The sequence below is a fragment of the Hungatella sp. SB206 genome, from assembly GCF_051132295.1.
GTDB classification, from domain to species: Bacteria; Bacillota; Clostridia; order Lachnospirales; family Lachnospiraceae; genus Hungatella; species Hungatella effluvii.
Genome location: NZ_CP096603.1, coordinates 359,293 through 371,299, shown reverse-complemented (window position 1 = coordinate 371,299; position 12,007 = coordinate 359,293). Strand labels below are relative to the sequence as shown.

The window sequence follows — 12,007 nt, the reverse complement described above, 5'->3', positions numbered from 1 at the left end:
TTCCTCCTTAATAATCCAGCAGGATGGGCACCTGCTGTTCCTCGGCAAACCGCATGGCTCGCCAGAACATGGAGAAGGCAAACTTGGCAAGGGATTGGGTGTCATACGGGGTGTGTTCCGGGATGTCCGCCTTGCTGTACCGTCCATCTGCGTCTATGGTTCCATCTACCGGGTATCCCTCAGTGTCGGCCCAGCCAAGGATGGTATCCTCATCGGCCTGCCACGCCAGCTGGTTCAGCTTCTCCAGTTCCTTCCGCAGTCCGCCCAGAGTGGCGATCACCGCCTGATCATCGGTGAGCAGAAGCGCCTGAAATAAGAAGGAATCCGCCAGAGGCAGCCACCAGGTAGCCCCACTGAACAGGGACCACACCCGCTCCTCGTCCGATGCAAGGCGGGCAATCAGGGGATGCTCCCCGAAGTCCCAGTCTTTCTCCACAGTAGGTGGCACCGGTTCCTCATATGTATGGCAGGCAGCCACCAGCAGCATGGCGCCGAACGCATCCCAATCCGGCTTGTCGGTGTAATATGGCTTCTCATTGTCCTCCGGCCAGGGGGTGTAGGGCGGTTGGTCCGGCTGGGAAATAGCTGCCAGAATCTGATCCCGCCAGTTCTCCACCGTTTCCTGAACCTCAGCCGGGGACAGCTCCTCCTCGTTGTCAGCAGGTTCTCCATCCGGGGTGATGCGGTTGAAAGTATATCCGTTTTCCTCCGCCCACTGTTGGACGATGGTTTTCCAGTTGTGAGAATAGTACCGTGTCAGTGTTCCGGCGTAGATGTCAAGTCCCATAAGTTTTTCTCCTTTTTTGTCTATATCATTTCATACAGCAGGGCAGCGTCGCCCTGCACCAGCTCCAGATGGGAACGCAGCGTTTCCAGTCCGCTTTGTACCGCCTCGGTGGGGAGGTTCCAGTCTGGGGCAATTTCGGCGGCCAGTTCCTGGAGATTCTGCTCCCGCTGAGCTGCCAGCAGTTTAGACGCCAGCTCTCCCGCCAGCAGAGCGCAATCCGGGGTATCCTCCGTCTGGGGAGCAGGAATAGATGCTCATGGCCCCGTAATCGGTGTGCAGAACAAGTCCGCTCCCAGTAAAGGCAAAATTCACCTGCCGCACCACAAAGGGGTCATCAATAGTGGCCAGCAGCTGGCCGCTGCCGATATCCCACAGCTCTATGGGGGAACTGCCACGATCCTGCTGAACAGCCATCAGGCTGCCCCTTGTCCGCACCATACAGGTGTCTGAAAAACTCAGCCCCTGCCGGACAGAAAACGGGAAAGGATTGTCTATCTCCTCTCCGGTCTGGGTCAGATAGAACTTACCGCCCACCGAGAAACACTGGTCATCCGGGGAGAAGAAGGGATGCCAGCCCTCATTGGGAATCACTACTTTTTGGGCAGATTTCAGATCGACCAGCACATACTCACCCTCGGTGACACGGTAGGCCGCTTTGCTTTGCCGGGGAGAGAGCATCCCAAAGCAGTAATAGGCAAAATTCGGATTCTTAGACTTCTTGCATTTTACCGTTTCCCGCCACACCTCTGTGTTGCTGCCAAAGTCAAAGACGATGATCTCCTCGCCCGTGTACCACAGGGCCAGGTCGCCGCTGGCATCCAGCATGGTCTTCATGCTGTTTTTCTTGTTGGCAAAAGGCGTGACCTCATGGGTGCGGAGTGAGAACTGCTGGAGAAGATAGCTGTTGTTCAGCAGCAGGGTATCATTGGGGCAGAGAACCTGCTCATAGGTCATCCGCTTGGCACCCAAAGAGACCGTTTCAAGAATCTCCCCGTTGCCATCGAAGTGATAAAGGATCTCGTCCTCAAAATCTCCGGCCATCCTCGTCAGGAAGAAGTCATCCCGTGTGAGAGCGGTAGCTAAGGGCATAAAACCGTTGCTATCCTTTCCGACAAACCGATGGCATCGCGCTTCTTCAACGGCGGCGTCCGGATTCTGATAGACAAATCCTTTCCGCATCTGGCCCATCATGGCGCTGGCCGCCTTGCTCTTGACCTGGAAGGCGGAGTCGCACAGAATCTCCTTGACCTTCCCGCTATTCAAGCAGGTTCGGATGGTATGTCCGTCAATTTCAATCCGCCACTGCTTATTTGTGGCGGGGTTGAGGAATGTTTTTTCAATCATGGTTTTGATTGTTCCTCCTTTCGGATCAGGATGCTTTTTCCCTCGGCGTTGATGCCATACAGGTCATCCAGATGGATGTGAAATCCATCCTCACGAATGGTTTCTGCCATACCCAGAGCGGCTTTCGCCAATAGGAGCAGCCCAGCCCGGTTTCCCGTTAATTCCAATTCATTTCCATCGGCATGAGTGGCAAAGGAGAGGTGGGCTTCCGGCTCCACTGGAAGGATGGGCAGTTGTTCATCATTGAATTGAATGGTCAGTGTTTTGGGGTTCATCACTTGTATCCCACCTTTTGAAAACTCCTCAATCAAAATCCATCCAAAGCAGGTGCTTTCCACAGTGGAGGCACTGGAACAGATAGCATTGCAGATGCCCGCCATTGACGGATTCCCGAATCATTTCTTTCTGCTCATCGTCCCACATGGGGTCGTCCAGCACCTCCTCCAGCACGCCCAGCGCCCGCAGTTCTCTGGCACCCACATAGCCCAAAAAGGCACAATAGTCGCCGCAGTGAGCGCGCCAGTATTCCTGCTGCCAGCCGGAATAGCCGGGAGTGCGGTGGATCAGCTCGTCCAGCTTCTCCGGATCGTCTACACCATCATCCAGAGAGAAATCATCTTGAAAACTACCATCATATTTCCGGGCCGCTTCGCCGTTGGCGATGCACTCTGGGCACAGATATGCAATATCCTCCACAGAAAAGAACGGATTTGTATAGAAAATATGGGTCATCTTGCCGCAGCAGTCACAGACAACGCCGTCTGCGGATTCCTCAAAAGCGCCGGTTGCCAACGGATTCGGATGATACCGGAAGGTGGGTAGGCCCAGCCGGGTCTGCCGCTCCTTCTCGTTCTGCTTTTCCTCTGGTGTTTTGGGCTTGGGGATGGCGTAATGATTGCCCCAGTTTTCCGCATAGTCCTTCAAGACTCCCAGCCGCTTGAGGGTCTTCTTGTCGGAACGATTTCCAATTTGGCAGAGCAGTTCGTAGGCGTCCTTCTTAAAGTCCAGGAGGTCATACACATCCACCAGCACTTCCTTGGCCTGCTGCTCCTCACTCTGCTCCAGTTCCTCCTTAAAAGTATAGAGAGCGCGGACACTGTCTGGATTTCCTTCTGTCTCCCGAAACTGCTTTTGTAGTTCAATATATTGCTTTAGGTATTCGTTCATGGTCACAACCTCCCATCAATCCCACCAGAAATACCAGACGGTGGATTGCCACAAGACATCTGCCAAGGAGCCAATGCTTCCATCCTCATTCTGATCCAGATCTGGGCAGAAGCCATATTGCTCCACAGCCACCTCCATAGCTCTTTCCTTGGAGATCGGAGTTGAAAGTTCAAACTCCAATTCATCGTGGCTCATGGCGGCAGGGATGGCACCATGCTGCTCGAACCAGTATTTTGCCACTGCCATCAGGTCCGGTGTGTCGGGACACTCATTCCAATTTCCAAAGGGCAGATAGGCGAATATCTCCCAGGGGTTCTTTACCGGAATTTTAGCCAGAATGAGCGGATATGTCATTCCGGTATCATCGTTCCAATAGTTTGCGAAGCGGTCGTTGGGTTCTCCGCCCTCCATCTCGCCCAGGACTTCCTCATCCCAGTCCATATCGTCATCCTCGGCTTCTTCCTTGCGCTGGCCGGTCAATTCCTCCAGAACCGCCTTGCCGTCTTTTACAGGGGCAGTCAGTATCTTCTTCCGGTACTCCTCCACGGTTTTGAGGTCAAATTCATAGCAGTCCGCATCATGCTCCGGGTCGGCGTTCATTACCAGGCATTCCAACAGCGTTTCATCATCCGCCTGGATAAGCACGGGAACAAAGCCCTCCCGTACCCCCAGCCGCTGGGCGTAGCTGTATGCCGACATGATGGGGTCATCATCTGCCATGGATGGGAAATAGGTACACTCGCAGTCCAGATACTCCATGATGGCCTGAGCCACCTCGGAAGGCTCCAGCGTATCCTCGTCGAAGTCCTGTCCCTGCCAGTTGGCGAAGCGTTCCTCAATCACTTGAGCCATAGCCTCATAGTAGTCCTCGTCAAAGGAGATGAACAGGTAGGCTTCATCTTGGAACTCATCGGAGTGATACCGCTCTGGGCCGAAGAAGCGGAGGGCGTTGTCGTCAACATCGGCAGGATAGTAGGGACTGTCGCCCTCTCCGTAGTAGTAGCCTGCAAAGGCACGGCCTTGCTGATTGAATAGCACAGAGAACAGACAGCCGTCCAGCTCATCCCGGATAAACTCCCGCAGATCCACGCTGACAGGGTCGGCTTTGACCTGTTTGGCCACTTCGCTGTATTCTTTAAGGAAGTCCTCGCCCATCAGGTCGTGCTCCATGCACCAGCGCAAGTAGATGGCCATGTGGTTGTAGGCATTGATGGGGGCAATAGGCAGTTCCTTCTCCTCAATGCTCTCAAGGTGATAGGAGGCATCGTCCATCTCGCCGTCAAAATCATCGTTAGAAAGGGTGCCTCTGGTGATGGCATCCTGGCGATCCGGCTCCACCATAAAGCTGATGCCGTCCATTTTGTCCAGCAAGGCATCCGCGTCATGGGCCATCTTATATTCCAATTCATCCCGGTAGAGGGGAAGCACCTGATAGAAGTTGACCTCCTCGCCGCTCGGCAGGATGCAGACCTCGCTGCCATCTTCAGTGTCCTGGGGACCGGTCAGAATGGCGGCGCACAGCTTTGTATCTTTTGCAAAGTCATCCTCATTGTCCATGGTATGGCCGAAGCCCAGCCAGGTATCACTGGCAATGGGCAGGCGAGCCAGCACTTTCAGCAGGCGGATGGGCCAGTACCACTTTTCGTCTTTCATGGACTCCTGATCCAGCTTCCAGTCCGCAGGCAGGGCGATAGCCAACTCCGCCCGCTCCAGCTTGTATTCCGCCAGCTTCTCCGGCACATTCATCCGGTGAGCGCCCATACCCATGGTGACCAGGGTGTAATAGTCCCGCTCCTCAGTGGGCGGCACCATGCAGATGTCCACATGGATGTCGGGAGAAACCAGCTCGTGGAACACATTCTCGATCTCACCGAAATACTGCTGGATGTGCCCCTCGACGGCCTCCATCTCCTCCTCAGTGTAGACTTCGGGATTACTGAATTCTTCCTCATCCTGCGTGTCATCATTGTCTGAGTGGTCGCAGCTGTCATCCTCCGGATCTCCCTTTATAGGCTCGTAACCAATCTTCAGGGTCATCTGTTCCTCTGGCAGAGAGACACCGGGGCTGCGGGTGATGGTGTGCTTATCGTCCGCAGAAAAACCGATAGTCTCGCCGTCTTGTAGCGTCACATCACACGCCAACACATAGGAGGCAAGGCTTGCCAAAAAGTCCCGCAGTTCCTCCGGCTCGGCGTCGGTGTTTAGCACCTCCATCTCTTCCTTGCCAAACACATCCATGCCGTAGGTGTAGCCGTTCAAGCCACCCTCTCTCCGGTACAGGCCAAACCAGACCCAGTTGAAGATGGGTAGTTCGTCCTCTTTCATCATATCGGCAAGGCCCTCATAGAAACGAGGCTCAAATACCACACCGCTGGTATATATGCCGGTGGCGTATTTCTGCTTGCAGCACACTGCCAGCGCCTTGGTGAACAGCTTACCCCGTTCCAGCAGTTTTTCCTCCTCGCCCAACACAGCCACCATGATATGGGCCTTGTGCGCTTTGGCCGCTTCTATAGCTTCTGGCCACATATAGTTGTTTTCAGCGTTAATTTCCGCTTCATTGTCGGGGATATGGCCGTGGAAGAGTGTCGCAATCAGCATCATGTTGCCGATCCGCATTACCACAGCGTCATCACTGTTCTCATCATCTTCGTCGCCATCATCCGGCTCCTCATCTACGATGCCCCATTCTTCCCGCAGATCCCGGATCAACTGCTCCTTGTCCCACTCTGCTTTGGAGAGGAGCACAGACCCGGCAAAGGAGCCTTTACAGTCAGTTTCCTCCTCGTCAGCGTCATCATCTTCGTTAAGATCCTCTACATCTTCATCCAGATCATATAGGGATTCATGCTCCAGTCCGCGGATAAATTCCTCAAAGCTGTCTGCCAGATGGGTAATCTTGTAGTCGTTTTCCTGATCCACATGGACTACCGCAGGCTCTCCCTGGGGGCCGCAAGCCCGGTAGTCCAGGAAGATCATATCGTGTCCGGCGCTGGGACAGTCGCAGATGGCCACTCCGATGGCAGGATACTCCCACTCATCGATCATAAACTGGCTGCCCAATTCCCCGCAGAGGGAGTAGCTTTTTTCCCGTCCGATGCCGAAAATGCCGGTGATGGCCACATGGTCTTCTGCCCAACAGGTAGGCTCATCGCAGGGATAGCAGGTATTCACCGGAATGCCGCCGTTGTGTTGCTTCATCAGCCAGATGTAGGCGGCGGGCAGCTTGTAGCCCAGCTCCTCCTCCACACTGGCGATCAGCTCATCGGAAGGCGGCTCACTGATATATTCTTTCAGTGCATACCAATTATCATCCCAGAAGTTGGTGAGGTCGAAATCCTCAAAGGGGGTATCACCGGGCACGAATTTGGCCTTCTTGTTCCGGCTGCGCTGGCGTTTCCGGATCTCCTCCTTACACTCCTGAATCACCGCCGGGGCATCTGCGTCCTCCGGGTCCAGCTCTGCCCACCGCTGGGCGTAGGGAATGGCCTTTTCCTCCTGCCCATAGAGATACTGATAGCCGTAGGCCATCCGCATATTCCACTCTGACTTGTCCTGGCCTTCCTCCCGGACAGACTCCAGCACCTCAATGGCCCTCAGGAGGGCTTTGTCTCCCTTGGATTTCAAAGTACCCTCGTCATGGTTCCCGATGATGGCGTAGTTCTCCAGTGCCCGCGCCAGGGCGTAGGCGGTGCGGTAGTTCCGCCAGTCCTCCGGGATGGCATTCAATGCCTGAATACAGCGGGTGTACTCGTCCTCATCGTTCCACTGCTCCAACTGAGCGAAGAATGCTTCGGCGTTTTGTTGGGTATAAGGAATATAGTCCATGCCCGTCAGCGTCTCGTCCAACTCGTCATCCTGATTCTCAGTTTCTGGCCCATCATCTTGTTGCTTTAGGGGCACAGAACCTGCTTCACGGCGGAAGGTGTGGAAGATGGCCCATGGGATGTCCGTGCCTTCAAAGAACTCTTTCGCCATGTTCAGTGCCTCTCGGATGTCCCAGGCGATGAAGTCCACATAGCCGCAGTAGAGGCCGGTGGCCCCACCGGTAAGGGTGAGAACCTCCGGTCCGTCACCGGTGGTGAACAATTCCTCCAGCTTGTCCCGGAAGTCGAAGATCTTCTGACTGCCTTCCTCCTCCCGCAGGGTATCCAAGGGATAGCAGAAGAAGCCCGCCACCGCGCCATCGGCGTGGAGATCGTCCATGAAGTCATTGTCGACATTCAGATAGCCGTTGATGAGTGGCACACAGTTGGTGGAACCGGCCATCACATCCAGCCGCCAGTCGGCGTCCGGGTCCTGGTTGGGTTCCATTTTGTAGCCAAGGTAGCTCTCCAGATAGGCTTCCGGATCGGTGGAGAGTTCCAGCCCCCGCTCCTTCAGAGCGTCGGGAAGCTGGGACATAAGAATGGACGGCTCCGCCTTGGGTTCCACCAACACATCAAAGTTGTCTATGTATCTCATGTGTGGGATCTCGCCCAGCACCTGATCGGTGAGGGTGGTGAGCATCCACCAGGCCCGGCCTTCCTCCTCCCGGAGCATGGGCAGCAGCTTTTCGCAGTAGGCGGAGATGGCGAAGCTGTTTTCACCCTGCTCCTCCAGCCAGATCTGCACATCCTCCCCGGAGATGTCCCAGCCATCCTCGGTACGCAGGCCGATGTTTCGGATGGGCTGGCGGCCCACCAGGATGTTCCAGTGCTCCAGCACCTCTTTGGGGGCGTGCTTCTGGAAGTAGACCAGCTCAAACAGCTTGACCTTGTCCCCCTCCGGGGTGAGAATCAGCTCATGCTTTTCGCCATTGAAGCCCATTTCGAAGGAAATTTCATCAAAAACCAGATTCAGGGTTTCCTGCATTTGGGCCACGATCTCCGCACCACGGGTGTGATCCTTGTCCTCGTCCATCATCTGGCGCAATTCTGCTTCCATTTCGGCAAAGGTTTCCCACCAGTTCTCTGTCCGCTCTCGGAAGCACTCCGAGAACTGCGGCAGGGAAATGCCCTTCCCGCACCAGTCGATCAGTTCCTCAATGTCCTGTCTGGTGTTGAGCTTAGGATCATCACCGGGATGCAGTTCCAGAGCTTTTTCAAAATACCGCAGAGCGCGGCCCTCCTGATCCAGATAATAATAGGCATACCCCATGCGGAAATTCCAGGAATTAGTGTCTCCCAGTTCCTCCTCGTGGGACTTCATCAATTCCAGTGCCCTGTGAAGCAGCTTTCTTCCCTCCGGCTCGCTGGGGTCCGCCAGGTTGTTGTAGGCTCGCGCCAGCTCCATATCGATTTCCGGGGTACGCTCCTCGGCGGGGATGGCCTCCAGCGCGTCAATGATCTTCTGGTGTTTGCTCTCCTCATGCCACTTCTGGCACTGCTTCAAAATATCCATATCAGGCTCCTCCTCGTCCTCATCCGGTTTCCAGTCTTTGATCTGCTGGAACACGCCATTCTCATCCCGCTCAAAGGCGCAGGGAGCGGGCATATGCAGCAGCGGAATGATGTCGGAATCGTCGTTGCAGATCGTATTCAGCTTGTAGATCCCTGCGTTGTTGGGGTCGTCCATGTACGCCTCGCTCTCGTCACCAGCGGTGAAGCGCCAGCCGCTGTCCCAGCCGCCGTCCGGCTCCTCCCGGTAGCAGTAGCCAACCTTGCAGCCCTCCACCGTGATGCGGTTGGTGGCGATGCAGCCATCGGCACCTTCCCAGTCGGGAAGCAGACGTTTCACATCTTCCGCCTTTACATGGTAGTTCCGGTTACGGCCGGAGACTTCGTACAGCTCTTTCCGCAGCATCTCCACCTGATAAGCCATATCCGTGATCTCATCCTCGCCCATCATCTCACTGATGTCATAGGACAGAGGATCTTGGACAAAGTCCGCCAGGACCTTGTCCATGGCCTCGTGTTCCTCCAACGTGGCGGTGATGCGGATACGGCGGGCGGGGGTGTTGCACTCGTCCAGATCGTGGAGGTTCACACTGCCGCTGACGCTGCACTCCAGCAGGATGGCGGCCAGGTCGGTGACCACATCAATGGCGAAGTGGAAGTCCATCTCCACGCCATTGGAGTGGGTGAACTCCAGATACTCCACAGTCTGGCGGAAGTCCCAGTTCTGCTTGTCCAGACCGATCTTGGCGAAAATCTCGCTGAGGGGGATCTCCTCCTTTTTCTGATCCTCTAAAAATGCCACAAGGTTCAGACTGTCATCGGAACCGCCAATAAAGTTGCCCCAGTATTTTTTGATATACATTTGTCGTGCCTCCTGTTCTGAAGCCAGTCGCTCAATGAGCTGATTCAAGTGTTCCAACCATGCAGGAGCGATCTCACCGCTGTCCTCGTTCTTCCAAAGATCCACAATCTCACGGATGCCGTCCTCGTCCGGCACTTCGTTTTTGATGTCGGTGAGCTGACACAGCAGGAAGGCAAGGGCTTCTTTGGATGCTGTGAAACCGGTAACTTTATCCCATATAGCTTCTTCATGATCGTAGTCCAGCTTGCCGTTATCCTTCCATTGGAAATACAGCTCCGCCAGAGCCATCGCAGTATTGTCAAAGAGGAAGTCGATTTGTGAGAAGTCAGATCCCAGCATGACCTCCTCTTTCATCAGTTCGATCATCTCGCCCAGATCCATTACCGGATGCTCCGGTACATATTCATTTTTAAGGATGTCCAGTACATCCAGCCCTTCGTCACGCTCTAATGCTTTTATGCCCCATGCTCCCATGTCGGCACCTCTCTTTCTTTATTTTGTATCAAGCTTCTATTGTCAATCATAGTTCTCCAGCCGAATGATAGGCCGATAAAAGTCATAATCTCCGTTTAGTTCATTGTCCTCCTGCACTTCCGGCTTACAGTGGGGCGAACAGGGCAGGAAACCGAGAAATGGGCCCAGCCCACCGCAGATATTACATCCGCCATCGCCGCCGCAGGTGGTAAGCCTATCAGCCTGCACCACTTCCCGCATATAGGGATCGTAGGCGATGGACAGGCCGAAGAAGTTGGGTTCCTCCATGTCATAGGGCCGGTTCTCATCCTCATCCATGTCCTCAAACCAGTGCAGATGCATGGAGTAGTCTAACCCATCTCCCCATGGGAACAGGGTCCGACATCCGCCGCCACACAGGTAGGCCCACTCGTCCACCGTGGGCAGCGAAAGCCCCTGCTTTTCCAGCCTGGCAAGAAGCGCATTGTAGTCTGTGCGGTTATAAATCCAGGTCTGAAATCCATCTTCTGTCCGTTCTATGCGAGCCGACTGATGCAAGGTAAGACTGCTGCTGTCACTCCAGGCAAAATCCCGGAACTCCTTCAGCCAGTCAGGATGGGCGGTCAGTCTGGAATCATCTATCTTGACTGGCTCCCAGCAGAGTTCCTCCAACTCCCGGCCCACCAGCATGGGGCCAATGGCCGCCTGCCGAACGGGAGCCATGCTTTCCCGGATCATCTCCTCCGGGTTCTGCGGTTCCATCTCCCACTCCTGGAACAGATAGTCCAATTCCTCCCGGCTCTCCTGATTCAGTCCCACGGCAAACTGCTCCCAGCCCAGGGTGACGGTATCTCCGGGGACAAAGACGAACTCCCGGCCATCTTTCTCGAAGATGCCGGTGGTGCAGCTCTGGCCCCAACGGTCAAAGGTATGTAGACCGAGAAAGGTCATATCATAACGAGCAGCCAGGCTTTCCATCAGCGCCTGCTTCTCGGTGTTTTCCATTTGATTGAATTGGGTGCGAAATAGTTTTTCGTTCATGGAAAGTCCTCCTTCAATCCTTTTTGCGTGTTCCAGCAGATAGCTCCGACCATCCTGCTTGGCCCGTTCCAAGTATTGTGGAAGCAGGTCGGAATGGATGGCATCCAGTGAGACCAGAACGGCGATCCGCTGGTATTCCTGAAGCTCAGGAGAGTAACAGTTGCGCTCCCAAAACAGCGGAGCGAACTGTTCCACACAGTCAGGACGCAGAGCGGGCATCGCCAAAAGCGCCCGACGGCTCACATATTCATTGGGGTCCTTTGCGAAATCCAGAATTATGTCCCTGACTTTCTGACTACATGAGCATTCCGGCAGATAGGCGGCAAACTGCCACTTGGCCTCACTCTCATTGGAGGCTGAGGCCCTGCGGCAGAGGCACTCAAACCATTGGGGATGGGAAGTGGTTTCCTGTATAAATCCCTCCGCTTCGTTGTCCCTGGCAATTAAATAGACCATCTCATCCATCAGGACGCTGTCTGCCATTTCTACATTCATTTGGGTCAACACATGGCAAAAGGCATCAAATATATCATTCCACGCAGGGTAATCAACCTCCCACACACCGCCAATCTCCTCGGTGGTTTTTCCGGGATAAGTGATTTCCTGCCACTGATGAAATTTTCTTGCCTGCTCCAGCAGGCACTCCCTGATGTCCTTTGCCATACGCTTACCTCACGATTCTTTGCACCATTTCTCCACTTTGTCATTCTGAGATGCCCGTTCTACACTGCGAACCGCCTCTGTCAACAGCGCAGGAAGTTGATCCCTATCTGCCGTTTCATACTGCTTGACCGGATGCACCCAATCAAAATCCCGAATGACAAGAATGATATATCTGTCCTGATACCAGCCCATATCCAACAAAAATCCGTTTGGATATTCCACTTGCAGTATATCTTCTTTTTGTGTGTCATCCAGAAAGGTGACCGTTCCGGTGCCAAAATCCACCTTGCGCCACGCTTGAACCATCATTTA

Annotated in this window: 7 protein-coding genes; all 7 read right to left on the bottom strand. The window is 54.5% G+C overall.

Going from position 1 to position 12,007, the window contains the following annotated elements; translation table 11 throughout:
• Window positions 1-7: 7 nt before the first annotated feature.
• The 7 genes from M1L66_RS01715 to M1L66_RS01685 all read right to left on the bottom strand — a co-directional run bounded on the left by M1L66_RS01715 (window position 8) and on the right by M1L66_RS01685 (window position 12,004).
• On the bottom strand, window positions 8-787 hold the full coding sequence (locus M1L66_RS01715) for a hypothetical protein (RefSeq protein ID WP_117471896.1): 780 nt from the start codon (window positions 785-787) through the stop codon (window positions 8-10).
• Window positions 788-970: 183 nt separating this feature from the next.
• On the bottom strand, window positions 971-2,131 hold the full coding sequence (locus tag M1L66_RS01710; protein ID WP_320967803.1) for a hypothetical protein: 1,161 nt from the start codon (window positions 2,129-2,131) through the stop codon (window positions 971-973).
• Window positions 2,128-2,406 (bottom strand): Imm32 family immunity protein, encoded by a 279-nt coding sequence (locus tag M1L66_RS01705; protein WP_117472068.1) that lies wholly within the window; start codon window positions 2,404-2,406, stop codon window positions 2,128-2,130. Before M1L66_RS01705 ends, M1L66_RS01710 begins: the two co-directional genes overlap by 4 nt.
• A gap of 28 nt (window positions 2,407-2,434) precedes the next feature.
• Window positions 2,435-3,298, bottom strand: a complete 864-nt coding sequence (locus M1L66_RS01700; protein WP_117471898.1) for a CbrC family protein — start codon at window positions 3,296-3,298, stop codon at window positions 2,435-2,437.
• Between the two features lie 15 nt (window positions 3,299-3,313).
• The gene (locus tag M1L66_RS01695) at window positions 3,314-10,012 is read right to left on the bottom strand and encodes an immunity protein Imm33 domain-containing protein (protein ID WP_118524672.1); all 6,699 of its coding nucleotides are present in this window, start codon (window positions 10,010-10,012) and stop codon (window positions 3,314-3,316) included.
• Window positions 10,013-10,054: 42 nt separating this feature from the next.
• The gene (locus M1L66_RS01690; RefSeq protein ID WP_181968290.1) at window positions 10,055-11,695 is read right to left on the bottom strand and encodes a hypothetical protein; all 1,641 of its coding nucleotides are present in this window, start codon (window positions 11,693-11,695) and stop codon (window positions 10,055-10,057) included.
• 9 nt (window positions 11,696-11,704) lie between these two features.
• Window positions 11,705-12,004 carry a hypothetical protein gene (locus M1L66_RS01685; RefSeq protein WP_242990538.1) on the bottom strand — a complete coding sequence of 100 codons (300 nt, stop codon included), beginning with the start codon at window positions 12,002-12,004 and terminating at the stop codon, window positions 11,705-11,707.
• Window positions 12,005-12,007 lie beyond the last annotated feature (3 nt).

Excerpts from the sequence above, each read along its gene's own strand:
- M1L66_RS01715 (WP_117471896.1), bottom strand. The coding sequence starts at position 787 with ATGGGACTTGACATCTACGCCGGAACACTGACACGGTACTATTCTCAC.
- M1L66_RS01710 (WP_320967803.1), bottom strand. The coding sequence starts at position 2,131 with ATGATTGAAAAAACATTCCTCAACCCCGCCACAAATAAGCAGTGGCGG.
- M1L66_RS01705 (WP_117472068.1), bottom strand. The coding sequence starts at position 2,406 with ATGAACCCCAAAACACTGACCATTCAATTCAATGATGAACAACTGCCC.
- M1L66_RS01700 (WP_117471898.1), bottom strand. The coding sequence starts at position 3,298 with ATGAACGAATACCTAAAGCAATATATTGAACTACAAAAGCAGTTTCGG.
- M1L66_RS01695 (WP_118524672.1), bottom strand. The coding sequence starts at position 10,012 with ATGGGAGCATGGGGCATAAAAGCATTAGAGCGTGACGAAGGGCTGGAT.
- M1L66_RS01690 (WP_181968290.1), bottom strand. The coding sequence starts at position 11,695 with ATGGCAAAGGACATCAGGGAGTGCCTGCTGGAGCAGGCAAGAAAATTT.
- M1L66_RS01685 (WP_242990538.1), bottom strand. The coding sequence starts at position 12,004 with ATGATGGTTCAAGCGTGGCGCAAGGTGGATTTTGGCACCGGAACGGTC.